21 protein-coding genes are annotated in these 24,960 nt (G+C 37.9%); 13 read left to right on the top strand and 8 right to left on the bottom strand.

The annotated features are described in order from the left end of the window. Positions 1-125: 125 nt before the first annotated feature. The 8 genes from R2Q77_RS01945 to R2Q77_RS01910 all read right to left on the bottom strand — a co-directional run bounded on the left by R2Q77_RS01945 (position 126) and on the right by R2Q77_RS01910 (position 11,491). Entirely contained in the window at positions 126-1,202 is a 1,077-nt protein-coding gene (locus R2Q77_RS01945; RefSeq protein WP_316802029.1) for a DUF5694 domain-containing protein, read from the bottom strand. Between the two features lie 134 nt (positions 1,203-1,336). Then, entirely contained in the window at positions 1,337-2,482 is a 1,146-nt protein-coding gene (locus R2Q77_RS01940) for a M28 family metallopeptidase (RefSeq protein ID WP_316802028.1), read from the bottom strand. Between the two features lie 94 nt (positions 2,483-2,576). Continuing rightward, on the bottom strand, positions 2,577-3,491 hold the full coding sequence (locus R2Q77_RS01935; RefSeq protein ID WP_316802027.1) for a DUF6607 family protein: 915 nt from the start codon (positions 3,489-3,491) through the stop codon (positions 2,577-2,579). 17 nt (positions 3,492-3,508) lie between these two features. Then, positions 3,509-4,711 (bottom strand): PepSY-associated TM helix domain-containing protein, encoded by a 1,203-nt coding sequence (locus tag R2Q77_RS01930; protein WP_316802026.1) that lies wholly within the window; start codon positions 4,709-4,711, stop codon positions 3,509-3,511. Between the two features lie 81 nt (positions 4,712-4,792). Then, on the bottom strand, positions 4,793-5,503 hold the full coding sequence (locus R2Q77_RS01925; RefSeq protein WP_316802025.1) for a DUF4198 domain-containing protein: 711 nt from the start codon (positions 5,501-5,503) through the stop codon (positions 4,793-4,795). 71 nt (positions 5,504-5,574) lie between these two features. Further along, entirely contained in the window at positions 5,575-7,995 is a 2,421-nt protein-coding gene (locus R2Q77_RS01920; RefSeq protein WP_316802024.1) for a TonB-dependent receptor, read from the bottom strand. A gap of 28 nt (positions 7,996-8,023) precedes the next feature. After that, positions 8,024-10,477, bottom strand: coding sequence for a TonB-dependent receptor (locus R2Q77_RS01915; protein WP_316802023.1), 2,454 nt, complete (start codon positions 10,475-10,477; stop codon positions 8,024-8,026). Between the two features lie 309 nt (positions 10,478-10,786). Further along, on the bottom strand, positions 10,787-11,491 hold the full coding sequence (locus tag R2Q77_RS01910) for a DUF4397 domain-containing protein (RefSeq protein ID WP_316802022.1): 705 nt from the start codon (positions 11,489-11,491) through the stop codon (positions 10,787-10,789). A 528-nt stretch (positions 11,492-12,019) separates the two neighbouring features. Between R2Q77_RS01910 and R2Q77_RS01905 the strand changes: the two genes are divergently transcribed. The 13 genes from R2Q77_RS01905 to R2Q77_RS01845 all read left to right on the top strand — a co-directional run bounded on the left by R2Q77_RS01905 (position 12,020) and on the right by R2Q77_RS01845 (position 24,935). After that, on the top strand, positions 12,020-12,718 hold the full coding sequence (locus R2Q77_RS01905; protein WP_316802021.1) for a GNAT family N-acetyltransferase: 699 nt from the start codon (positions 12,020-12,022) through the stop codon (positions 12,716-12,718). 1 nt (position 12,719) lies between these two features. Further along, positions 12,720-13,913: an argininosuccinate synthase gene (argG, locus tag R2Q77_RS01900; RefSeq protein ID WP_316802020.1), complete on the top strand. Its 1,194-nt coding sequence runs from the start codon at positions 12,720-12,722 to the stop codon at positions 13,911-13,913. Between the two features lie 103 nt (positions 13,914-14,016). Continuing rightward, the gene (locus R2Q77_RS01895; protein ID WP_316802019.1) at positions 14,017-14,367 is read left to right on the top strand and encodes a cupin domain-containing protein; all 351 of its coding nucleotides are present in this window, start codon (positions 14,017-14,019) and stop codon (positions 14,365-14,367) included. After that, positions 14,345-15,349: an N-acetyl-gamma-glutamyl-phosphate reductase gene (argC, locus tag R2Q77_RS01890; RefSeq protein WP_316802018.1), complete on the top strand. Its 1,005-nt coding sequence runs from the start codon at positions 14,345-14,347 to the stop codon at positions 15,347-15,349. The genes R2Q77_RS01895 and argC overlap by 23 nt, the downstream gene beginning before the upstream one ends. A gap of 63 nt (positions 15,350-15,412) precedes the next feature. Continuing rightward, a complete protein-coding gene (locus R2Q77_RS01885) occupies positions 15,413-15,775 on the top strand; it encodes a four helix bundle protein (RefSeq protein ID WP_316802017.1) in 363 nt (120 codons plus the stop codon). Positions 15,776-15,834: 59 nt separating this feature from the next. Beyond that, positions 15,835-16,965, top strand: coding sequence for an aspartate aminotransferase family protein (locus R2Q77_RS01880; protein ID WP_316802016.1), 1,131 nt, complete (start codon positions 15,835-15,837; stop codon positions 16,963-16,965). Positions 16,966-17,157: 192 nt separating this feature from the next. Then, positions 17,158-18,132: an acetylornithine carbamoyltransferase gene (locus tag R2Q77_RS01875; protein WP_316802015.1), complete on the top strand. Its 975-nt coding sequence runs from the start codon at positions 17,158-17,160 to the stop codon at positions 18,130-18,132. A 20-nt stretch (positions 18,133-18,152) separates the two neighbouring features. After that, positions 18,153-19,280 carry a YhcG family protein gene (locus R2Q77_RS01870; RefSeq protein WP_316802014.1) on the top strand — a complete coding sequence of 376 codons (1,128 nt, stop codon included), beginning with the start codon at positions 18,153-18,155 and terminating at the stop codon, positions 19,278-19,280. Beyond that, positions 19,270-20,106 carry an acetylglutamate kinase gene (gene argB / locus R2Q77_RS01865; RefSeq protein WP_316802013.1) on the top strand — a complete coding sequence of 279 codons (837 nt, stop codon included), beginning with the start codon at positions 19,270-19,272 and terminating at the stop codon, positions 20,104-20,106. Before R2Q77_RS01870 ends, argB begins: the two co-directional genes overlap by 11 nt. Positions 20,107-20,228: 122 nt before the next feature. After that, positions 20,229-21,038 (top strand): pyrroline-5-carboxylate reductase, encoded by an 810-nt coding sequence (proC, locus tag R2Q77_RS01860; protein WP_316802012.1) that lies wholly within the window; start codon positions 20,229-20,231, stop codon positions 21,036-21,038. Between the two features lie 124 nt (positions 21,039-21,162). Next, positions 21,163-22,227 carry a M20 family metallo-hydrolase gene (locus tag R2Q77_RS01855; RefSeq protein ID WP_316802011.1) on the top strand — a complete coding sequence of 355 codons (1,065 nt, stop codon included), beginning with the start codon at positions 21,163-21,165 and terminating at the stop codon, positions 22,225-22,227. Positions 22,228-22,348: 121 nt separating this feature from the next. Continuing rightward, complete coding sequence (gene argH, locus R2Q77_RS01850) at positions 22,349-23,680, top strand: argininosuccinate lyase (protein WP_316802010.1); 1,332 nt, start codon at positions 22,349-22,351, stop codon at positions 23,678-23,680. Position 23,681: 1 nt separating this feature from the next. Further along, complete coding sequence (locus tag R2Q77_RS01845; protein ID WP_316802009.1) at positions 23,682-24,935, top strand: pyridoxal phosphate-dependent aminotransferase; 1,254 nt, start codon at positions 23,682-23,684, stop codon at positions 24,933-24,935. Positions 24,936-24,960: the final 25 nt, after the last annotated feature.

Raw genomic sequence — 24,960 nt, 5'->3', positions numbered from 1 at the left:
ATGTTGCATCATAATTTTTTAAGCAAGTATGGTGCATGATAAAAACCGTAAGAAAATTGTAAAGGGCATAAAACAAAAAATCCCTTAGACGGGTGTCTAAAGGATAGATTATTTGAGCGTTTAACTTAATGCAAGTCGTTGTAATTAATTAATTTAACATCAGTTCTTTTAGCAAGAATTTGTTCCATCCATTTACGGTGAGAGGCACCCACTCCCACTACAATTCTTTTAGCGTGTTGTTGTTTGGCCTGGTTAACGATGTTATCGCACATGCCTTGGTTTCTTAACATCCATTGTTCAATCATGGCTTTTATGGCATCGGTAGGGAAGCCATCATAACCATAAAAATGTTCTCCTCCATAAAAATTCCAGGAAGCATCAAGCGTTGCATATCTTGCGGTGTTCATGCCTGCATACTCTGATGCCTGGAAAACTGCATAATCTTCTTTGGTATAAGCTGAATATTTCTTAATCGCTTTTACAGTTCTCGCTTCAGGTGAAAGGGTATCTGCTTTTGCCTTTGCCCCCATAATTTTAACTAAGGAATCGGCTTTCGCCCAGGCTACAGACCATGGAGCATCGTATTGCTGGCAATCCATTGAATAAATTTTGTTTTGTTTAAGTTGGTATATCAAAGGGAAATAAATTTTACTGTATTCGCTCCCGGCTCTGTATAACCGTACTTTTGCAAGCGAATCTACATTACCAAATATTTTCGAATATGTGGCTTGTTCTCCCTTACCAAAAGAACTTTTCATATAATTTTCTAAAACAAAAATTTGATATTCCGTATTGGCACGATCAAAGTTTTTGGCGTAGTTAACAGCCAGGTTCATTCTGGTTTTGTGGTAATATGGAAAAGATTCCAATGCTTTCTGGGCTCTATCAATTTCAGTAGAAAGGTTTTTGATTTTTTTAGGATTATGATCTACGAGAAAGTTGTAACCCTTGGAAAAACTGGTTACCGCCCAGTTATTTGCAGCTAATTTCGGGTAATCTTCGGCTGAAGTATATTCCCCAAAAACCATGTCAGGATTAAAATTTTTTAACTTGTCGATAATCAACTGGAAATTTTCAGTCGATTTGCTATTGTCGTGAGCCGAGCCCATAATCACAATTTCAATTTGATTTTGGGCACTTAACTTTAGTGTACAAGCATTTAATGCTAAAAGCAGTAAGCTTAGTTTTAATATCGTTTTCATGATGAATCTTGTTTTTGATTTGTTGATTCGAAGATGATTATAACGACTTGACTACTATATTTAATTATCCCAAAAGCCTTAATTATTATCCCAACACCTTAAAATTAGACTATTGGCATTGAGCTGCAAGGAATTTAATATTGGGTTTGCAATTTTTGATTGAACATAACAATCAGCTTAAACAAGTTGTTGTATTTAGAGAGTGGTAAAGTTCCTGGCTTATCAAATACATCGTGGTAGGCGGCAATGCCACCCTGGGTATAGAAGAAAAATGCAGGTACCCCTTTTTCCGTAAAAAAATAATGATCGCTGTTAGCGGCTTTTCCTCTTGAGTTTATTTTGGAAATAAACTTATATTCATTATTAATTTGGTTTAAGAGGTTAAAAGCCATAGGGTAAACGCTGGCATTAACCACTGTCATGCCAGTTTCTCCGGTACCTACTAAATCTAAATTAATTAGAAATTTGATGTTGTTTAACGGCACCAATGGGTTTGCTACAAAATATTGCGAACCCAATAAGCCAGCTTCTTCACCGGCAAAACAAATAAAACCAATAGAGTAGGGCTGCGGGTTTGCAGCATAATATTTAGCCAGGCTTAATAAAGTTGCAATGCCGGCAGCGTTGTCATTAGCGCCAGGGAAATAGGTATCAGCACCCATGCCACCTAAATGGTCGTAATGTGCTGTAATAATTAAAATAGAATCCGGAAATTGAGTTCCTTTTACGAAGCCAAAAAGATTTGAAGTTTTAAAATTATCGATAAACTTATTCTCTATATCAACATTAATTTTGGCCGGTACCGCCTTAAAATTTTTTCGGTTTAATTCAATTGTTGTTACAGGGCTAACTTCTGTAGCAACAGACCAGGTTAACTTGTTTTTTAAAAGTACAACCAGGTTTGGTGAGGATTGAAACTTCAAACTGTCTGTTTGCATTAAGCTTGCTTTCTGTTTTAAACCAGGACTTTCATTTGTAACCAGAAAATCGACACCAGGCTTAAGCTTCTTCCCATTTATTTCGACCATCATTTTACCAGGAAAAGTATTTACAGGGTAACTGAAGGTTTGTTTATATTCATTACCCATGGGTAAAAGCCCAATTTTTTTATAGTTCTGTGCTAAAAAATCAGCTGCTTTTGCCATACCATCTCTGGTATAACCTCTACCCCAAAACACTTTGGATGTTAGCGTATCAACCATCTTTCGCGTATAGGTAGAGTCCTGTGCGAAACTATAAGTGGTAAACAGTATAAAAGAAATAATTAAACTTGTTCTCATGGACTTAAATCTGGCTCAATTTAATCATTGTGGCTATAAAACAAAAGCGCCATTCTATGCAAATAGAATGGCGCCTTAAATTGGTTAAGCCTGATTAATTTAAATAAGGCTGTAAAGCTGTTTTTACTTTCTCTTTATTTTGTGCCGCGGTCCATTTTTCTTTTATAGATTGATCGCCCAGGGTAAATAATGTTTCATAAAGTAATTTACCATTCGCCATTGTTTTTACTTTAAAAGTGCTTTTTGAGCCCATAATGTCAGTCCATACACTACGAACATCAGCCCAGTAAGTTTGCTGGCTTGCCCACCATTTTTGAGCATAAGCAAAAGTTTTAGGATCTATTTTAGTAAATTCCTCATAACCTTTTTCTACAGCAAGTAATTTATCGCCTGTAGGTGTACGAACAACTTTTTTGTTATCCTGCTCAAACATCCAGCCTTGTGGGGTAATGGTAATTCTGCTGCCGCGTGTTAATACATTATAATCTTTACGTACGGTCGATTCTCTTCTTGGTAACGGAGAATCGGTTTCGCTTTGCCAAGAATCATGACCACCTACATGGCTCCATGTTCCATAACCCTGGTAACGAGGGCTATCATCTACCTGATAAACTTTTTGTGTCCAGGTACCTTTTACATCAGCTGCGGTTAATTTACCTTTTTTCCATGCATTATCCTGGGTGTAAAGCATAATGTCGGTATCCTCATAAGTCCAGTCCTGACGCCAGTGTTTAATTACCGTACTATCGTTAATCGCCAGCATGTGCTGAATTACGATTCGCTTAGGTTCATCCACAATAATTTCTGCCCACTCGCTACCGTGACTTTCGTAAGGTTTGCTAAATTTATAAGCGGTATCTGGTGCGGTAACCTCGCCATAATTGAAGTTTACTTCATAGAAACCAGCCAATGATTTTATTGCTTTTCTATCTTGCTCCAATTTACTTTGGGCATTTGCTTTAACAGTAACCAATCCTGTTAAGACTAAAACTAAGTTCAAAAATTTCATTATTATTTATTTTAGGATTATTTGTTTTCCGCTGCTGCGGGCGTTTTTTTCTTTTTCTTTTTGCCCCACCAGATGATAAATCCGGTAATGGGTAAGCTTGCTGCAATGAGGCTGGCAAAAAAGGCTAAAATTTTTCCAGGCAAGCCTAAAATAGCGCCAACGTGGATGTCGTAATTCATGCCAATTATTTTCTCCCCGGCATTTTTTTCTGTATAATTTCTCTTGTTTAAGAGCTTCCCTGAATATTGATCAAACTGTAATTCATCGTAATGGTAAAAGGTTTCTTCACCACGGTAACCGTTTGCGTAAATTACAGCTGAACCCGCACTAAAAGCCGGCGATATGCCAATCCGGTCTGCATCTTTAAATTTTTGCCTCGCCTGATCAAAAGCCAGATCAAAAGGGTTTTTAATACTGGTTTGGGTAGAGTCTGATTTTCCGGTAACATTTGCCGGCGGGGTAATGCTTCTTGAAGCGACCACATAAACGGTTGCTTGAAACCATTGAAATGCCCAAACCATTCCGGTTAAAGCCAGTACCAAACAGATTGTCATTACATAAAAACCCAGCACATTGTGTAAATCATAATTAATGCGCTTAAATTTTGCACGCCATTTAACTTTAAAACTTTTATCGAAATTGGATTTTTTAAGGTTTTTGGGCCACCACATAACCATGCCTGAAATAAGCAGGAAAACAAAAATAAAAGTAGCCCAGCCAATAATTTGCTGGCCGATGGGGTGGTTAATCAAAAAACTCCAGTGAAGCATTTTAACAATGCCAAAAAACTCGTATTTATGATCAGCAACTAATGTAACTTTTCCCGAATAAGGATTGATCAATACTAAATCGTAGTAATCTATTGAATCAAAATACCAGAATGCTTTTGGATCTCCTGCTTTGTATGTGCCAAATTCCCAGGCTCTGTCTGGCGCTTTATAAGTGGTGATAAATGAGATTTTTTTCTTGCCACCCAAAGCTTTTTCTGCAGTTGCTTTTAAAGTGCTTAATGGAACCGTTTGCCTATTGGCAGGAACATCAACGAAAATTTCTTTTTTATGGATAAATTCTGTTATTTCCTTTTGAAAAGCAAAAATACAACCTGTAATGCCCAGATGTAAAACCACAAGACCAGATGCAATTCCGAGCCATAAATGAAGCCAATCGCTTATCCTCCGCAACCTGGATTTTTTGGATTTTGCTTTTGGATTTTGTTTCATCGTTGTCATTTAAAAGGTATTAATAAAAAAGACCAACTGGTTTTTTTTAAGCCAGTTGGTTATAAATTTAAGCTGTAGGATTTATTTAACCTCGGTAAAGTAGGTTACTAAGTGCCAAACTTTATCGTAACTTTTATCATGTAAAGTACCTGCTGTTTTATCTTCAGTAAAAGCTTCGATAAAGTAGTTTCCTTTTTGCTCTGGTTTAAAAGTATACTTACCTGCAGCATCTGTTTCAACCTCTTGTTTTTTCCAGTCTGGAGTAACAATACTTATTTTTTGCTTGCCAAAAGGCGCTTTGTTGTAAACCAGTTCGTGTGTAGTGGTTTCGCCCGTTTTTAAAGCAGTTTTTTCTGGTCTGATGGTTAAAGCTGCGTCAGCAGGAAAAGCCAGGTTCTTTTTTCCATTTCCAATAGCTACATCAGCAAAAGCATAATATTCAATTTTTGCATGCTCGTAAACTGCTGCAACTTCATGTACAATTGATAGCTTATATGTTCCATCCTGATCTGGCGTGAAACTTGTTTTAAAGAAGAGTACATCAGGTGTTGCTGTTAAAACTTTTGTGCTGCCATTTGGTGCAGTTAAAACTAAACTAAACTCTTTTAAATTGCTGAACCATTTTTTAGCTGAATCCGGTTCTTTAGATTCATATTCTCCAAAAAATACTTTTACTTCCTGTGGCTGGCCTTTTTTTCCTGTTGAAGCGGTTTCTATCCACAATGCATGAGCAAAAGCGCTTGAAACGCTGAATGCAATTAATAAGACTAATAAAGAGATTTTAGTTTTCATGTTTTTAAAGTTAAAGTTATAGTTTGTTAAACATCGGCAGCGGCTATCTGAAAACCACTGCCAACATGTGATTAAAATTTATAAGCAACGCTTACCCTGTAGTTTCTTGGTGCTTCTGCTTGTGTGTAATAAGCATTTAAAAACGAGTAATAAGAACCGCTGTATAGATACTTATTCAAAACATTGAAAACGTTACCCGTTATTTTAAATTTAGTGTGTTCGTAAAATAAACCTCCATCGAGTTTAAAGTAATTCGGTAGTTTTTGCAAACCAACGCCCCAATTATCGGTAGCACGATCAACCAGGTAAGTGAAGCCACCTGAAATGCCCGAACCTTTTAAAATACCCTTTTGAATGGTATAGGTTAACCAGGCATTTGATACATGTTTGGCAAAACCAGGAATTACATCACCAACATTAATTCCGGTTACACCAGCGGCAACTTCTGTTACTTTAGCATCAGTATAGGCATAATTTGCAATCAGCGTAAGTCCATCTGTAATTTTACCTCTTAAATCAAATTCAACACCCTGCGCGCGCTTTTTGCCCAGCACAACACTGTAGTTTTCTTTAATCGGACTAGTTGGATCGGCAGGATTTGGAATAAAGCCATTTGTTGGGTCAGTTGTTAATTCATTATTTTTATTAATCCTGTAAACAGATAAAGTTGTATTCCATTTTCCATCAAACCAATCTTTCTTAATGCCAATTTCGTTATTGGTACCCGTAATAGGTTCTACCTTAGCATTATTGCGAAGTAAGCCGCTTTGTGGTGTAAAAGCTTCGTCGTAAACGGCATAAACAGAAGTGTTTTTATCAACCGATACACTTAAACCAACACGAGGCGTAAAGTGTTTTGCTTTATCAGGTGCACCGCCCCATGCCGATTGGTTTACATAAGTATAACGACCCGCAAGCGTTAAGCGAACAACGTTGTTAAAGAAACCCAGTTCATCCTGCAAATATCCGCTTAAGTATTTGGAGGACATTAATCCACCGGCTTTAACTGCTCTTTGCGCTAATGGTGTTGTACGGTCAAAATCAGGATAGCCATTGGATGGGTAACCATAGTTTGGATTGTTTAAATCGAAAGGAGAGGAAGCTAAGTCCAAATCATGAGATTGGCCCCAGTCTGCCATATAGTTTTTCTTTCCACCATCAAATCCGGCCAAAATCCTATGGTTAATTCCACCGGTTTTAACCTGTCCGTTAATAAATAACTGGGCCAGTTTCATACTGCTTTCCGCATCCCAGATGCCAACATTTCTAATTACAGTATTATTAGCGTTAACCGCTGATGGCCATGAACTGTAACCGGTTTGAAGATATTTGAAATATGCAGCCTGCGCTGTTAATTTCCAATTGCTGTTAAAGTTATGTTGTAAATTTAGGAACAAGCTATGGTCTTTCATACGGGTAGCCGGTAACCCAGGTTGCGTCATGGTTAATTCGCGCGGAAATTGTGCATAACCGCCCGGAGCGAAAACATAGTAAGAACCAACCTCGGTCATTCTTGCGCTTTGCAAAGTATATTCTGCCGTTAATTTTGTTTTGCTGGTAATCTGGTAGCTTAATACTGGAGCAAAGCTATATCGGTCGTTTTGTTCATAAGGCCTGAAAGAACCTTTATTTTGAACGGCTGCATTTAAACGGAATAATAATTTTCCGTCATCCGTAAGTTTCCGGTCAAAATCTACCGCTGTTCTATATAGATCATAACTTCCGGCTGTAAACGAAACTTCGCCTTTATTAAAACCAGTAGGTTTTTTGGTAACCACGTTATACATACCACTTGGATCGCCGTTGCTTAACATAAAGCCTGCCGGACCTTTCACAAATTCAATGTGGTCAACAAAACTCATATCTTCCGTTAAAGGGCCCCAGTAAGAGGATACAACATTAAAACCATTGCGCATGGCCTGAATTTGCGAACCTCTCATGGTAATATTGGTGTACATATCTCCCCAATGTTCCATTCTAACAGCTCCACTTACGTTTCTGATTAAACCATCACTCATGCTGATGATCTGCTGATCTTTTAATACCTGGTTGGTAACCACCTGTATATTTTGCGGTGCCTCGAGCAGGGGCTCGTTTAATCTTAATGAGGCCGATGGTAAACTGGTTTTGTAACGATTGTTTTTACCTGCAATGGTTACTTCTTCAAGCGCCTGATCGGTTTCTGTTAAGCTAAAGTTTATTTCTTTGCTTTCTCCGGCCGCCAGGATTACCGATTGTTGTGCAGGTTTAATGCCCACTGCCGAGGCAACAATTGTATAACTGCCTGGCTTTACACGATGAAGGGTGTAAAAACCTTTTTCATCAGTGGTATTGCCCGAATTGCTGCCTTTTAAACCAATTGAAATAAACGAAGCGGCTTTACCATCTGCAGTGGTTACCTTACCCTTTATTGTTCCAAATTGTTGTGCAAATGCCATTAAATTTATAAACAACATCCCTGCTGTTAGTATAACTAATCTAATTTTATTCATTTTGTTCTACTGAAATTTACTTTAAGTATTAAAATTTATACGTAACACTACCTGTAACTGTTCTTAAATCCTGAGGGTTCATGGTGCTATAACCTGTCCAGTATTCTTTGTTGGTTAGGTTATCTACTTTAGCCCCAATTCTGAATCTTGGATGATCGTAAAATACAGATGCATTGAATACTTCATAAGCAGGAAGAATGAAAACACCTTGGCTAACGCTGTTAACAATTTTGTTGTCGCTGGCATAATTTCCACCTGCACCAAAACCTAAACCTTTAAGTGAGCCGCCCATTAATTTATAACTGATCCATAAATTGGCAGAATATGGAGCGGCAGAATAAGCATCTCTTCTTCCTTCAACATCGGCAGAAGCATTTAGTAAATAGTTATTGTTATATGCAAAGCCTGCGATAATATTTAAGCCATTTATTGGATTGGCGATAATTTCAGCCTCTATACCTTTACTAATCTTATTGCCATCCTGTATTCTGGCATTAGGATTTGATAAGTCTAAACTATAACCTCTTACAATATCTTTAACTTTAATGTAGTAGTAAGATACCGAGCCGCTAAGTTTACCGCCGAAAGCATTCATTTTAACACCACCTTCTAACTGGTTGGCTTGTTCCGCTTTAAAAGTATCGCCTTTATAATCTATGCCATTAACATTGTTAAAACCATTTTGATAGTTTGCAAATAAGGAAAGCTGATCTTTAACCGGTTGAAATACTAAACCAAATTTAGGAGAGAAAACCGTTTGTTTATACGAAACCGGAGGAGTTGTATGCTCACGGTCGGTATAAGTTGTGTTGGCAAATCTATCAACCCTTAATGCTGCAAGCGCAATTAATCTGTCGGTTATGTTAATTACGTCAGAAGCGTAAGCGCTATAGGTATTTGATATGCCATTATCTGCATATTTAAAAACCGTGTTCGGATCGTTAGCATTGGCGGCATAAAAATTTGTTAAATTATGTTCGGTAAAATTATTGTAGTTGGCTCCGTTTCCGCTTTTATCAGTCAAGTCGAATGTATTGATTGAATAAAATAACTGATCAGAGTTGCGGCGTAGATAATCTAATCCTAAAACAATTCTGTTTTTAACAGATCCGATATTAAAAGTGCCGTTAAAGTTTTGTTGTATTTCGTAATTATACAATTTACTGTTGTCGGTAGATTGATCAGCTCTTGATAGAAATTGAGCGCCAGGTGCAGCAGCAGGGTTACCTCCAGGAAGATTCTTGTCTGGAACAAGAAATAAATAAGAACCACGGCCGTTAGAGAAACTATAACTTGAAGAGAAATTGGTATGTGAAGACCAGTTTTCGTTAAATTTATAATTAGCCTGAGCAAAAAAGTTTGTGCTGTTGTATTTTTGCTTCATCGCATCGCCGGTAAACGATTTTTTATAATTAATGCCCGATTGGTCGGCCCTGTTAAAGCCTAAATCAGCAATCGGGAAATAGAAGAAAACAAAAGGCTTTAAAGTGTTTGTACCATTTGCAATCTCTGCATCGATTAGAAAATCTAATTTATCAGTTGCCTTGTACGATAAACTGGGAGCAATAAAAACCCCTCTATCAAATACATTATCCTGGAAAGAACCTTTATAATTGTAAGAAGTATTTAAGCGCGCATAAATTTTATTATCCTTATCAACCGGGAAATTAAAGTCAGTACTAACGCGGTTAAAATCATAACTGCCAGCAGAATACGTAACCTCACCGCCCATGCCTTCGTAAGGCTTTTTAGTTACGCGGTTAATTAAACCTCCGTAAGAAGTTAAAGTACTTCCGAATAAAGTAGCCGAAGGGCCTTTAATTACTTCAATACTTTCAAGGTTTGCTGCATCATTACGGCTGGTTACTAAACCTGCAACGCCGTTTCTTAATTTTGCCTGTACAATAAATCCTCTCGATGCGTAATAAGCACCACCATCGCCACCACGGGAAGTTGCTTCCCACATTTTTTGAAGACCGGTAGCATTTCTTGTTGCATCATCCACCGAAAATACCAATTGATCTGCCAAAGTTTCTTTGGTAATTGTAGTATAAACCTGGGGATTTTCGAGGTTGCTGATCGGCATTTTTGCTACATAATCACTTTTTTTAGTCGCATATTTATTGGTTCTGCCACGATTAATGTTAACCTCATTTAGCTGGTTAGCATTCTGGCTGATTATAAAGTCAACGGTCAGGTTTTCTCCGGCGATCACTGTAATCGTTTTTTCGGTTGTTTTTATGCCAACCGCAGAAGCTCTTAGGGTATAAACACCGGCTTTAACTCTCGAAATTTCGAAAATTCCATTCTCATTCGTTTCGTTGCCCAGTCCTTTGCCTTTTAAACCTACGGAGATATAAGCAGCAGGTTTACCATCAGATGTAGTAATGGTGCCTTTTATGGTTGATAGTTGTTGCGAAAAAGCAACGGTAGTTAAGGTTGAGAGGAGGATAGTTAAACTGAAAAGTATAAGTTTACGCATTTTGTATTTTTATTTGGATTAATTCTAAACAGCCGCAAAATAACGGTACAAAAGTTTATAATCCAAATTATTTTGACTAATTCTAAATAAGGGATGCGTATTTAACATTTCATTCCGTAAAATGTTAATAAAACCAAACTAAAAAAGGGTAGAGTGCCTGTAGGTAAGGCGGTTTATGGGTGAGGTATTAAGCTGGAGCATCATCGACCTCAAAAAATGATCAATTACCAGCAGGGGATGGGGAGCAGGAAAGGATTGCCTTGCAATTGAAGGCAATCCGGATTTATTTGTGTGTATTGAGATTAAAAGTTATTGAATTTTAAGTACTTGCAAGGTTAAAGGTCTTTCCGAGTCATTAGCAGGACTTGATAAGCCACCATAAATTACATCATAATGATAGCCAGCGGCCAAGGTATTGCCGGCAAGCGTAATTTTTACTGTTCCACTGGTTGTTTCTTTAGCATCAAAAGAAATAGAACCAGCATCAACCGCGATAAAACCGCTTACAGCTTTATAGGCTTTATTACTAATTAAAGATGTTGTAGCACCTGTTTTTACCAAATCCAATGCAGCTGCATCAGGAGATAAATTAATGAAACGGATATAAGCTTTAGTTGCATCAGGTGTATTTACATCATCGGTAACCAATAAGCCATCAAGTTGTCCTGGTTTATTAATCAGGTAAAAGGAAGAATAGTTGTTTTGTACAAGGGTTAAATCTTTACTGAATAAACTCTCAGTAGCATTTGCGGTAGTAAATTTTAAGGTATAAGTACCAGGTGTTCCGGCTTTATAGGTAGAAGCACCGGCAAATGGAAGTGCCACAGCATTTAGCTGGGTGCCGCTTAAATAAACATTATAAGTAGCAGTAGCCGGCGAGGCATTTATAACCCTTAAATTGGTAATGGGCGTTTCTGTGGTATCTGTTTTTTTGCAAGAAACCATAGAAGCCACCATGATTAGCAAGAGAAATGAATGTGAGGTTAATCTTTTAAAAGGTGTAAAATTTTTCATAATTTTTTTAGGGGTTTAATTTGAACGGGCCTGTACTGATAAAACGATTACTGAAAGCCATTCGCTACAGCTTTGCAAATATTGTATTTAGCCACCATTACAGAATGTTAAATGATGTTAAGCAGGTGTTAAATTTTATCGGTGTTTTTAACGTTTTTAATATCCACGAAACCATATGGCGCCATTTGGTCAGGCAAATCCAATAAAATTCAATAGAAATGATAAAAAAATGAGTATATTATTGCGTAACTCGATTTTTATTTAAACCTTTGCACCTCAATAGAGTTAAAGCCGTTTTAATACGCAAGAAATGATTAAACAATTTTTATATAAACTTTCTGTTTTCACCGCACAAATTATTGCGGAGAAGAGTTTGTTTATTAATCATTTTCGGCCCGCATTCTATTACCCCTTAAGTCGGCAAAATTTTACGCCGCGTATTTAGTACATCTTACTAATACTATGAGGAATTGATCCTCTCTAAAAACCCAATTAACAAGAATACCTTAATTTTTCGTTAGAAAACGAATGGATATTAATGAATTTATCGTACAGGTTGCAATCTCTGAACATCGTGTGTTTGCAGAAGAGATTGTTACTGAAATGGCAGAATCGGCTAAGGCTCGTGGTACGGGCATTGCTAAGCGTTCTCCAGAATATGTTGCCGGAAAAATGGAAGAAGGCAAAGCAGTTATTGCCTTTCATAAAGACGGTACCTGGGCAGGTTTTTGCTATATAGAAACCTGGAGCCATGGACAGTTTGTAGCCAACTCCGGCCTAATTGTAAGCCCGAAATTTAGAAAAGCAGGTTTAGCACATGCCATTAAAGAAAAAGTTTTCGACTTATCAAGATCATTGTATCCTAAAGCAAAAATATTTGGTTTAACTACTGGTCTTGCCGTAATGAAAATCAATTCTGATTTAGGGTATGAACCTGTAACCTATTCTGAATTAACCCAGGACGAAGAGTTCTGGAAAGGCTGCCAAAGCTGTGTTAACTTCGATATTTTAAAAATGAAGGAGCGTAAAAACTGCATGTGTACGGCTATGCTTTACGATCCGGCTACGCAAAAACACGACGCCGCCAAACGTTTTGCTGAAGAATTAGAAAAGAAACCCAAATTATACGAGCGTTTTATGCGCATTAAGCAACGTTTAGTTGTTAAACCGAAACCAAAAACGGGTTTAAAAGCCCTTTTGTTTTTATTTACCTTATTATTTAAATAGCATGAAGAAGAAAGTTGTTTTAGCTTTTAGCGGAGGTTTGGATACCTCGTTTTGTTGTATTTACCTTGCACAGGATCGTGGGTTAGAGGTACATTCTGTAATTGTAAATACGGGTGGTTTTTCTGAAGAAGAGCTTCAGGAAATTGAAAAACGCGCTTATGCTTTAGGTGTTGCTTCGCATGCTGTGGTTGATGAAACCGAAGATTATTATAAGGAGTGTATTAAATACTTGATTTTTGGCAATGTATTAAAAAATGCGACTTACCCGCTTTCTGTTAGTGCAGAGCGTGTAAGCCAGGCAACTGCTATTGCCAATTATGTTAAAAAAATTGGTGCGGACTATGTTGCACACGGAAGTACCGGTGCCGGAAATGATCAGGTTCGTTTTGATATGATTTTTAACATCTTAATTCCAGGTGTTGAAATTATTACTCCAATCAGAGATTTGAAATTATCCCGCGAAGCGGAAATTAAATACCTGCACGAACACGGTGTTGAGTATAATGCAGAAAAAGCTAAATATTCAATTAACAAAGGTTTGTGGGGAACATCAGTAGGCGGAAAGGAAACTTTAACATCTAACGAAACCTTGCCAGAAAGTGCCTGGCCAACTCAGGTATCTGAAACGGAAAGCCGTAAAATTGAATTAACTTTTGAAAAAGGGGAACTGGTTGCATTAGATGGTGAAAATTTAGCGCCTGTTAGAGCGATTCAGAAATTACAAGCTATTGCACAAGCATATGGCATTGGAAGAGACATTCATATTGGTGATACCATTATTGGGATTAAAGGACGTGTTGGTTTTGAAGCGGCTGCGCCAATCATTATCATTAAAGCTCACCATACTTTAGAAAAACATACATTAACAAAATGGCAGTTAAGCTGGAAAGAACAATTATCATCTTTCTATGGTAACTGGTTGCACGAAGGTCAGTTCCACGATCCGATTATGCGCAACATTGAAGCCTTTTTGGCCGATACACAGAAAGTGGTAAGCGGTAAAGTTTTTGTTGAGTTGTTGCCATACCGTTTCCAGATTATCGGTATTGAATCTAACCACGATTTAATGAGCAATAAATTTGGCAGCTATGGCGAAATGAACAACGCCTGGAGTGGAGAAGATGTTAAAGGTTTCTCTAAAATATTTGGTAACCAGGTCATGATCTGGCACAAAGTTAACGGTGAAGAAGCGTAAATGCTAAAGCTATCGCTTCTCTATCCTCATTGCGAGGAGGAACGACGAAGCAATCTTTTTAACAATGTCTTCCTGAGCTTGGCGAAGGATAAAAAAGATTAATATGGACAAAATCCTTTCGAAAGAAAATTGTTTAAGCCATTATAAGTGGGGCAGCAATTGTGATGGGTGGAATTTTATCAGCAAGCCTGATGCAGCCATTAAGCAAGAATTAATGCCTGCAAAAACGGCCGAGAAGTTGCATTATCATACTTATGCCGAACAGTTTTTCTTTATTTTAAAAGGAGAGGCTACGTTTTTAATTGAAGGCGAAACCGTAAAGGTTAATGCCAATGCCGGACTGCAGATTGAGGCTGGTAACAAACATAAAATCATGAACGAAAGTGTGCATGATTTAGAATTTATTTTATTTTCTTATCCATCTACACATAATGACAGAACAGATTGTGAATAATAAAAAAATTAGAGCAGGAATTGTTGGCGGCGCCGGATATACCGGAGGCGAAATGCTTCGTATTCTGGTTAATCACCCAAACGTAGAAATTGCTTTTGTAAACAGCAGCAGTAATGCCGGAAATTTAATATCTGATGTACATACCGATTTATTCGGCGATACAGATTTAAAATTTACCAGCGATTTACCTCAGGATATTGATGTATTGTTTTTATGTGTTGGCCATGGCGATGCGAAGAAATTTTTAGCTGCTAATTCAATAAACGATGGCATTAAAATTATTGATTTATCTCAGGATTTTAGATTAGCTGCAAATAAAAGTAATGAACAACGTGACTTTGTTTACGGCTTGCCGGAGCTTAACCGCGATACAATAAAAAAGGCTAAAAATATTGCTAATCCAGGTTGTTTTGCCACATGCATACAGTTAGGTTTATTGCCATTAGCTTCTGCCGGATTAATCAAAAACGAAGTTCATATTAATGCAACAACCGGTTCTACCGGTGCAGGCCAAAGTTTGGCCACAACCTCGCACTTTAGCTGGAGAAATAATAATCTTTCGGTTTATAAAGCTTTTGAACATCAGCATTTGAATGAAATTAGTGAGAGCCTGGTGCAATTACAACCTTCACTTGCCGAGGCCTTAAATTTTATTCCGCAGCGAGGCGATTTTACAAGAGGTATTTTGGCGGCTATTTATACTGAAAGTGATTTAACTTTAGAAGAAGCACAAAAACTTTATGAAGATTACTACAGTGCACATCCTTTTACACATGTAAGCCGGCGAAATATTGATTTAAAGCAGGTTGTAAATACCAATAAAGCATTGGTTCATATAGAAAAACATGGCGATAAATTATTTATCATCAGTATTATTGATAATCTGTTAAAAGGTGCAAGCGGACAAGCGGTTCAAAATATGAACTTAATGTTTGGCCTGGAAGAAACCGCAGGGCTGAAATTAAAAGCAGCTAATTTTTAGGCTGATGGCTGGACGGTAGAAGGCCGGAAGGTTTGGGTGCAAACCTGCAAAATTTGAAAAAGTATGAGAGATTATCAAAAACTCGATGTTTGGAAAAAGGCTCACTTATTTACTTTACAAGTATATAAAGAAGTCCTTCCTATCATGCCAATTGAAGAAAAATTTGCCTTAACCCAACAAATTCGGCGGGCCACCTATTCAATTCCCTTAAATATTGTAGAAGGAAGTGGCAAGCACACAGATAAAGATTTTGTAAGTTATTTAGATAATGCGCTTGGTTCTGCAAAAGAAATAGAATATGCTTTTATCCTCATTCGCGATTTAAACTATATAAGTTTAGAGATTTATGAGCTTGTAGATAAGAGTATTAACGAAATTAAAGCGATGTTAATCGCATTTATTAAATTTTTGAGGAATGGAAAGTAGAATGGTTAACAAACTGTGTACCATCAACCTTCCAGCCTTCAACCTTTAAACCTTAAAAGATGAATTTATTCGACGTTTATCCACTTAACGATATAGAAATTACCAAAGCATCAGGCAGCAATGTTTGGGATGCAAACGATCAAAAATATTTAGATTTATACGGTGGCCATGCTGTAATTTCTATCGGCCACACCCACCCACATTATGTAAAGCGCTTAACTAACCAGTTAAGTAAGGTGGGCTTCTACTCTAACTCAGTTAAAATTCCTATACAGGTTCAGCTGGCTGAGAAATTAGGACAGGTTTCTGGTAAAAAGGATTTCCAGTTATTTCTTTGTAATTCTGGTGCTGAGGCAAATGAAAATGCATTAAAACTGGCTTCGTTTTACAATGGCAAAAAAAAGGTAGTGGCTTTTACAGGTGCTTTTCATGGCCGCACATCTTTAGCGGTTGCGGTAACGGATAATCCAAAAATTGTAGCACCGGTTAACCAAACTGAAAATGTAATCTTTTTGCCTCATAATAATGAAGTGGCTTTAGAAGAAACCTTTAAAGCACAGGGCAACGAAATTTGTGCTGTAATTATTGAGGGCATTCAGGGTGTTGGCGGGATTAAAGAGGCTTCAAAAAGTTTCCTTCAAAAAATCCGTTCCCTTTGTGATGAGTATAACGCCGTTTACATTGCCGATAGCGTTCAGTGCGGTTATGGGCGTACAGGTTTGTTCTACTCGCACGATTATGCAGGTGTAGAAGCTGATGTGTACACAATGGCTAAAGGAATGGGTAATGGTTTTCCGGTTGCCGGAATTTCAATTGCACCTAAATTTAAACCATGGCATGGCGAATTAGGCACAACATTTGGCGGTAACCATTTGGCCTGTGCTGCGGCTTTAGCTGTTTTAGAGGTTATGGAACAAGATAGCCTCATGAAAAATGCAGAAGAAGTGGGCAATTACTTAATTGCAGCGTTGCAGAAATTTGAACAGGTAGTTGAAGTTCGTGGTCGTGGCTTAATGATTGGTATTGAGTTGCCGGCCGAACTTGCCCATGTTAAAAAAGAATTATTATTTACGCATCATATTTTTACAGGCGAAGCAAAACCAAACGTTATTCGTTTATTACCTGCTTTAAATTTAACCAAAGCACATGCCGACGAATTTTTAGCGGCTTTTGGTAAATTAGTGAAATAATATAATGCACCCGTCATTGCGAGCATACCTCGCAATGACAAATTAATAAACAAATGAAGTTAAAGCAATGCTTTTTTAGCTTGCTGAAACGTTTGAGACAATAATAAATTGATTAAAGTTTAAACTTTGCATCCTGTTTTAAACCTTGCAGGAAGCTTTAGTCTTTGAGCTTTAGTCTTTAAGCTTTAAAAAATGAAACTTTTCACTTCCGTACACGATGTTCCAAGCATCAAACAATTTGTAAAAGACGCGCTTGAATTAAAGGCAAATCCATTTGCACACCAAAGTTTAGGAAAGAACAAAACTTTAGGATTGGTTTTTATGAATCCAAGTTTACGTACCCGTTTAAGTACCCAAAAGGCAGCTTTAAATTTAGGGATGAATGCGATGGTGATGAATATGGATAAAGAAGGATGGGCTTTGGAAACCCAGGATGGCGTGGTTATGAATGGTTCAACAGTAGAACATATTCGTGAGGCCGCAGCTGTTATGGGGCAATATTGCGATATTCTGGGGCTGCGTTCTTTTCCCAAATTAAACAACCGTGAGGAAGATTACAGTGAAGATTTCTTCAATAAATTTGTAAAATATTGTGCAGTTCCGGTTGTGAGTTTAGAAAGTGCAACCAGGCACCCTTTACAAAGTTTTGCAGATATTATTACCATTCATGAAACCTGGACGAAGAAACCCGATGGTTCTAAACCAAAAGTAGTTTTGGCCTGGGCACCACATGTAAAAGCATTGCCACAGGCGGTGCCAAATTCTTTTGCTGAGTGGATGTGTAAAGCACAAGAAGAAGGGATGATTGATTTTACCATTGCCCAACCTGAAGGTTATGAACTTGCTGAAAATTTTACACCTGGAGCAGACATTCAGTATAATTTAGAAAACGCCCTGGCTGGAGCCGATTATGTTTACGTTAAAAACTGGAGCAGTTATAAAGAATATGGCAAAGTTTTAACTTACCCGGATGGCTGGATGATGAACAATGAAAAGCTTAAATTTACCAACGATGCCAAAGTAATGCACTGTTTGCCTGTTCGCAGGGATTTAGAGCTGTCATCGGAAATTTTGGATGGACCAAACTCTTTGGTGGTTCACGAAGCGGGAAACCGGTTATGGGCAGCGCAAGCGGTTATTAAAGCGATGCTGGAGGAATTAAAATAAAACGACGGTAGCTAAAAATCATGAATAAAGTAGCAATACATTCAGTATTTGATAACATTATTTCGTTGATAAACGATGCACGCAATCGTGTTTTCGTAAAAGCGAATGCTGAATTGGTTATGCTTTATTTCAATGTTGGCAAAATTGTTTCAGAAAAAGTTGCCGAAGCCGCATGGGGCGAATCTACCGTAAATGAATTGGCATTATACATATCTGAAAAACAACCAGCTTTAAAAGGTTTCAATCGTCGCAGTCTTTATAGAATGAAACAATTTTATGAAGTTTATAGTGATGATAAGTTTGTGTCAGCAACGTTGACACAATTAGAAGGTAAGAAAGTGTCACCAGTGGTGACACAAACTAAAGGGGTTAGAAATCAGGTAAATAAATTTGTGTCACCAGTGGAGACACAAATTGAAGATGCTATTTCTACCTTTCTAAAGAATATTCTAACTCAGGTTAACTGGACACATCATCTCCTTATTTTATCCAAGGCTAAAACGGTAGATGAAAAGTTATTTTATCTTAACGAATGCCTAAAGGATAGATTGTCAAAGAGAGAACTCGAACGTCAGCTTAATTCGGCAACTTTCGAGCGTACCATGCTTGGAAACAAGTTTGGTTCTTCCATAAAGTCACAACTTCCCCAAGGGATTTTTAAAGACCCTTATATTTTTGAGTTTTTATCTTTGCCGGAAATACACTCTGAAAATGATTTGCAGAAAGCACTTGTTGTTAATCTTCAGAGCTTTATTTTAGAGATGGGCAAAGGCTTTACCTATATGGGTAATGAATATAGGCTGCAGGTTGGAAACAAGGATTATTATACGGATTTATTATTTTATCATCGCGATTTGCAATGCATGGTACTTTTCGAGCTCAAAATTGAAGAATTTCAACCTGAATTTTTAGGGAAATTGAATTTCTATCTCGAAGCACTTGATAGAGATGTAAAAAGAACGCATGAAAATCCGAGCATTGGCGTATTGCTTTGCAAGGGTAAAGACGAAGAAGTAGTAGAATATGCTTTGTCCAGAAATATTTCGCCAGCTTTAATTGCAGACTACGAAACAAAATTAATCGACAAAAAATTGCTGGCCAATAAGCTGCACGAATTAACCGAACAATTTTACAAGAATGAAGAATAAACAACTCACCATTATAAAAATCGGCGGAAACGTAATTGATCATTCCGAGAAGCTTCATCACTTCCTGTTGGATTTTACTGCTTTACCCGGTGATAAAATTCTGGTTCATGGCGGTGGCAAGATTGCAACCGAACTTGGCGAAAGCTTAGGTATTGAAGCTAAAATGGTTGATGGAAGAAGAATTACCGATATAGAAACCCTGCGCATTGTAACCATGGTGTATGCAGGTTTAATTAATAAAAATATGGTTGCACAGCTACAGGCAAAAGGCAGTAATGCCATAGGACTTAGCGGTGCAGATGGAAATGTAATCAAGGCCACCAAACGTCCTGTTGTTTGCAAAACTTATGGAAAAGAGGATGGCCCGCAAGCCGGTGCAGTAATAGATTATGGTTTTGTTGGAGATTTAGATGAACAATCTGTATCTGTAACAACTTTGCACAGCTTATTAAATGCCGGTTTGGTTCCGGTTGTATGTGCCATTACACACGATGGAGAAGGACAGTTATTTAACACCAATGCCGATACAATTGCTTCTGCTTTGGCGGTTGCAATGTCATCGTTATATGAAACCCGATTGGTATATTGTTTTGAAAAGAAAGGTGTTTTAAAAGATGTTAATGACGATGCAACGGTTGTTAGAGAAATTAAAGCAAATGAGTTTGATGCCTTACAGGCTGATGGAACGGTAGCAGGAGGAATGATTCCTAAGTTGCACAATGCATTTGAAGCAATTAATAAAGGTGTTTCTGCCGTTTATATTGGTAAAGCTGATGAACTTGCCGAGCTTGCCAACGGTACTTTTGGCACTAAAATGCTGAAATAAACCTGTTAGGAGCAAACACGAAGAAAGTGATAGCAGGACTAAATGTTAATGGCTGAACTGTTGTTGCTTTACAATATATATTGAACCACACGATGCTCCGGCATTTTATAATAATCTAAACAATGAAAAAAATAGCCATTATCGGAAGCGGAAATATCGGTTTATCATTAGCCAAAGGATTGGTAAAAGCTGCTTTTGCCAAAGCAGAAGATATTACCCTTACCCGTAGAAATATCGACCATTTAAAATCTTTTGCTGAAGCTGGTTTTCAGGTGAGCAATAACAATAAACAGGCCGTTGCAAATGCGGATGTTGTTATTTTAGCCGTATTGCCTCAGCAGTTAAATACAGTGCTTGATGAAATACAATCGGCTGTTGTTCCGGCTAAACACTTGGTTATTTCTGTAATTTCGGGGGTGAGTTGCCTGGCGGTTCGCGAGAAATTAGGTGATGATGTTGAAGTGATCAGGGCGATGCCCAATACGGCAATAGCCATCGGCCAATCTATGACTTGTATAGCGAGCGACAATGCTTCCGTACAAAATATTGAAAGTGTAACCCGTATGTTTGAAACGGTAGGCTCGGTGGTTAAAATTAACGAAGATTTAATGACTTCTGCTACCGCACTTTGTGCCTGTGGTATTGCTTTCTTTTTAAGAGCAATCAGAGCGGCATCGCAAGGTGGTGTTGAAATTGGTTTTCATGCAGATGAAGCCTTAAAAATGGCTGTACAAACGGCAAAGGGGGCGGCAGATTTGCTTTTATTGCATGGAACACACCCCGAATCAGAAATAGATAAGGTAACTTCGCCGAAAGGTTGTACCATTGCTGGTTTAAATGAAATGGAACATAATGGCTTTAGTTCATCATTAATAAAAGGCATTAAACTTTCAGCATTAAAAGCCGGTAATTTGTATACTAAAGAGGGCTAAATTAATTTACGAATTACGATATCAGATTTACGAATATGAACAGCGATATTTTAATGAAGAGCACAAAATATTACTATACGTAGAAACGACCAAAATCGTAAATCATAATTCTAAAATTGTAAATATGATTGAAAATATACAGAAAGAAAGCCTGGATTTATTGCGACAATTGATCCGCATCCAGTCTTTTAGCAAAGAAGAAGATAGAACAGCGAACTTAATTGCGCAGTTTTTGGAGGAGAGAGGGATTAAAACCCAGCGTAAAATGAACAACGTATGGGCATACAATCAACATTTCGATTCTGCCAAACCAACACTTCTTTTAAACTCGCACCACGATACGGTTAAACCAAATTCTGGTTATACCCGCGATCCCTATGATGCGGCAATAGAAGGCGATAAATTATTTGGCTTAGGTAGTAATGATGCAGGCGGTTGCCTGGTTTCTTTAATCGGAACTTTTCTTTATTTCTATTCCAAAGAAAATTTAAAATACAACATTTGCCTTGCTGCAACTGCAGAGGAAGAAATTTCGGGAAATAACGGACTGGAGCTGGTATTGCCGGATTTGGGTAAACTGGAGTTTGGAATTGTTGGAGAGCCAACTGAAATGAACCTGGCTATTGCCGAGCGTGGCCTTTTAGTCATTGATTGTGTTTCGCATGGTAAAGCAGGTCATGCTGCACGCGAAGAAGGGGAAAATGCAATTTACAAAGCATTAAAAGATATTGAATGGTTTAGAAATTATCAGTTTCCAAAGGTGTCTGAGGTTTTTGGCGCTTTAAAAATGACGGTTACGATTATTAATGCAGGTTCTCAACACAATGTTGTGCCGGCAAATTGTACTTTCACGGTTGACGTTCGGGTAACAGATGCTTACACCAATGAAGAAGTTTTAGAAATAATCAGGGCAAATGTAGATTGCGACGTAACACCTCGTTCTATCCGCTTAAAACCTTCGTCAATTGATAAAGATCATCCGGTTGTTAAGTCTGGTGTTGCACTTGGAAAAACAACTTATGGTTCGCCAACAACTTCCGATCAAGCATTATTAGATATTCCATCCGTAAAATGTGGCCCCGGCTTTTCAGGTCGCTCGCATATGGCCGATGAATTTTTATATGTTAAAGAGGTTGCCGAAGGTGTGGAAGGATATGTAAATATGTTGAAACCAGTTGTTTTGGGGTAAAACTGCTATATAATAAATCGTCATTGCGAGGCACGAAGCAATCTATTTGCAAAGTGTGTGGCAGATAAATTTTTTAATATTAAAGAGGTTGCTCCATACCTCGCAATAATGGAGTACAATTATGAAAATCTGGCAAAAAAATATTGACGTAAATAAGTTCGTAGAAAGTTTTACCGTTGGTAAAGATCGTGAATTGGATCTCCAAATGGCAAAATTTGATGTTTTGGGCTCTTTGGCCCATACTGAAATGCTCGAAACCATTAACCTGCTTACGGCAGATGAATTAAAAACCGTTCAAAAAGAACTTAAAAATATTTATGCCGAAATTGAATCCGGTAATTTTAAAATAGAGGATAGTGTAGAGGATGTACACTCGCAGGTAGAGTGGTTGCTTACGGAGCGTATTGGCGAGGCGGGTAAAAAAATACACAGCGGCCGTTCGCGTAACGACCAGGTTTTGGTAGATTTAAAGCTGTTTTTCAGAGCCTGCATTGAAGATATGGTTGGGCAAACTTCCACTTTGTTTAATGAGCTGATAAAACTGAGTAATGCGCACAAAGATAAATTGTTGCCGGGCTATACACATTTGCAGATTGCCATGCCGTCATCATTTGGACTATGGTTTGGGGCTTATGCCGAAAGCCTTGCCGATGATATGGAAATGATGCTTGCTGCATGGAAAATTACCAACAAAAACCCTTTAGGTTCTGCTGCTGGTTATGGCTCTTCTTTTCCTTTAAACAGAACTATGACGACTGAATTGCTTGGCTTTGAAAGTTTAAATTACAATGTAGTTTATGCGCAGATGGGTAGGGGAAAAACAGAACGGATTTTAGCGCAGGCCATGTCATCAATTGCTGCAACTTTAGCTAAAATGGCAATGGACGTATGCTTATTCATCAATCAGAATTTTGGTTTTATCAGCTTCCCGGCAGAGTTAACCACCGGAAGTAGTATTATGCCGCACAAAAAAAATCCGGATGTTTTTGAATTGATCCGTTCTCGTTGTAATAAAATTCAGGCTTTGCCGAATGAAATTGCCATGATGATTACCAATTTGCCTTCGGGCTACCACAGGGATTTGCAGTTGTTAAAGGAAAATCTTTTCCCGGCCATTACTTCGTTAAACGAATGCTTGGAAATCGCAACCTTCATGTTTCAGAACATCAGCATCAAAGATGATATTTTAAAAGATAAAAAATACGACTATTTGTTTAGTGTTGAGGTGGTTAATGAGCTTGCTTTGCAGGGCGTTCCTTTTAGAGAAGCATATAAAATAGTTGGCGAACAAATAGAAAATGGTACTTTTGCGCCATCGAGCCAAATACATCATACACACGAAGGAAGCATAGGCAACCTTTGTAACGAGCAAATTAATGCAGCAATGCAGGATGTTTTGTCTCAGTTTGGCTTCGAGAAGGTTAATAAAGCAATAGAAAATTTAATAGCATAATATGAAAGTTTCAGCATTAGCCGGTTCTTTAATCGGTTCAGAGATTATAAAAATTGGTAACGAGGTTAACGAAATGAAACGCAAAGGCGCTTCTATCGCAAACTTAACTATTGGCGATTTTGATGCCAATATTTATCCAATTCCAACTGAATTAAAAGCAGGAATTGTAGAAGCCTATAATCAAAATCAAACCAATTACCCACCTGCAGATGGTGTTTTAGTATTAAGAGAAACTGTTTCTGAATTATTAAAGGAGCGATTTGGTTTAGAGTATAACACCAATAGTATTTTAGTCTCGGGTGGTTCCCGTCCGTTAATTTACGCTACTTATTTAGCATTAATTGATCCGGGCGATACGGTTGTATTTCCTGCACCATCGTGGAACAACAATCACTACTGCCATTTAACTTCGGCAAAGGCAATTGCTGTAGAAACGGATGCCGCACATAATTTTATGCCAACGGCTGCTCAATTAAAACCACATTTAAAAGGTGCAACTTTACTGGCCTTGTGTTCGCCGTTAAACCCTACCGGAACCATGTTCGATGCAGATTCTTTAGCAGAAATCTGTGACGTAATTCTGGAAGAAAATGCAACCCGTGGTGCTGATGAAAAGCCCTTGTATTTAATGTACGATCAAATTTACTCCCTTTTAACTTTTGGTAAAGCGCATGTAAATCCGGTTTCGTTACGTCCGGCGATGAGAGAATTCACTGTTTTTGTTGATGGCAGTTCTAAATGCCTGGCCGCAACAGGTGTACGTGTAGGTTGGGGCTTTGGTCCGGAAGATATTGTAAACAGAATGAAAGCTTTGGTTGGTCACATGGGCGCATGGGCACCAAAAGCAGAGCAGGTAGCTATGTCTAACTATTTTAACGATAAAACACAGGTTGATACTTTCTTAACCAAGTTTAAAGGCCAGATTCAGGATAGTTTAAATGCGCTTTATAACGGATTTAACGATTTAAAAGCTGAAGGTTTTAGTGTTGATGCCGTTGAACCAATGGGCGCAATTTATTTAACCATTAAAATAGATTATATTGGTAAAACAACCGAAGATGGTCAAGTGTTAAAAGACAGTACAGATGTAAATTTCTATCTGATAAAAGAAGCCGGAGCCGCTTTAGTTCCTTTTTCTGCTTTCGGAAATGAGCACAGCATGCCCTGGTTTAGGGCCTCGGTGGGTGCCTGTACTTTACAGGATATAAAAGATATGATGCCGAGAATAAAAACGGCATTAAGCAAACTAAAATAAATTTAATTGATGGAATAGTAGGGAA

Source organism: Pedobacter nototheniae, assembly GCF_032678625.1.
In the GTDB taxonomy this organism is placed as follows: domain Bacteria; phylum Bacteroidota; class Bacteroidia; order Sphingobacteriales; family Sphingobacteriaceae; genus Pedobacter; species Pedobacter nototheniae_A.
Note: the sequence above shows the minus strand (reverse complement) of the source record. Positions and strands in the feature narration are given on the sequence as shown.

Bases quoted from the DNA above. Each gene is read 5' to 3' on its own strand.
- R2Q77_RS01945 (WP_316802029.1), bottom strand. From the start codon at position 1,202: ATGAAAACGATATTAAAACTAAGCTTACTGCTTTTAGCATTAAATGCT.
- R2Q77_RS01940 (WP_316802028.1), bottom strand. From the start codon at position 2,482: ATGAGAACAAGTTTAATTATTTCTTTTATACTGTTTACCACTTATAGT.
- R2Q77_RS01935 (WP_316802027.1), bottom strand. From the start codon at position 3,491: ATGAAATTTTTGAACTTAGTTTTAGTCTTAACAGGATTGGTTACTGTT.
- R2Q77_RS01930 (WP_316802026.1), bottom strand. From the start codon at position 4,711: ATGAAACAAAATCCAAAAGCAAAATCCAAAAAATCCAGGTTGCGGAGG.
- R2Q77_RS01925 (WP_316802025.1), bottom strand. From the start codon at position 5,503: ATGAAAACTAAAATCTCTTTATTAGTCTTATTAATTGCATTCAGCGTT.
- R2Q77_RS01920 (WP_316802024.1), bottom strand. From the start codon at position 7,995: ATGAATAAAATTAGATTAGTTATACTAACAGCAGGGATGTTGTTTATA.
- R2Q77_RS01915 (WP_316802023.1), bottom strand. From the start codon at position 10,477: ATGCGTAAACTTATACTTTTCAGTTTAACTATCCTCCTCTCAACCTTA.
- R2Q77_RS01910 (WP_316802022.1), bottom strand. From the start codon at position 11,491: ATGAAAAATTTTACACCTTTTAAAAGATTAACCTCACATTCATTTCTC.
- R2Q77_RS01905 (WP_316802021.1), top strand. From the start codon at position 12,020: ATGGATATTAATGAATTTATCGTACAGGTTGCAATCTCTGAACATCGT.
- argG (WP_316802020.1), top strand. From the start codon at position 12,720: ATGAAGAAGAAAGTTGTTTTAGCTTTTAGCGGAGGTTTGGATACCTCG.
- R2Q77_RS01895 (WP_316802019.1), top strand. From the start codon at position 14,017: ATGGACAAAATCCTTTCGAAAGAAAATTGTTTAAGCCATTATAAGTGG.
- argC (WP_316802018.1), top strand. From the start codon at position 14,345: ATGACAGAACAGATTGTGAATAATAAAAAAATTAGAGCAGGAATTGTT.
- R2Q77_RS01885 (WP_316802017.1), top strand. From the start codon at position 15,413: ATGAGAGATTATCAAAAACTCGATGTTTGGAAAAAGGCTCACTTATTT.
- R2Q77_RS01880 (WP_316802016.1), top strand. From the start codon at position 15,835: ATGAATTTATTCGACGTTTATCCACTTAACGATATAGAAATTACCAAA.
- R2Q77_RS01875 (WP_316802015.1), top strand. From the start codon at position 17,158: ATGAAACTTTTCACTTCCGTACACGATGTTCCAAGCATCAAACAATTT.
- R2Q77_RS01870 (WP_316802014.1), top strand. From the start codon at position 18,153: ATGAATAAAGTAGCAATACATTCAGTATTTGATAACATTATTTCGTTG.
- argB (WP_316802013.1), top strand. From the start codon at position 19,270: ATGAAGAATAAACAACTCACCATTATAAAAATCGGCGGAAACGTAATT.
- proC (WP_316802012.1), top strand. From the start codon at position 20,229: ATGAAAAAAATAGCCATTATCGGAAGCGGAAATATCGGTTTATCATTA.
- R2Q77_RS01855 (WP_316802011.1), top strand. From the start codon at position 21,163: ATGATTGAAAATATACAGAAAGAAAGCCTGGATTTATTGCGACAATTG.
- argH (WP_316802010.1), top strand. From the start codon at position 22,349: ATGAAAATCTGGCAAAAAAATATTGACGTAAATAAGTTCGTAGAAAGT.
- R2Q77_RS01845 (WP_316802009.1), top strand. From the start codon at position 23,682: ATGAAAGTTTCAGCATTAGCCGGTTCTTTAATCGGTTCAGAGATTATA.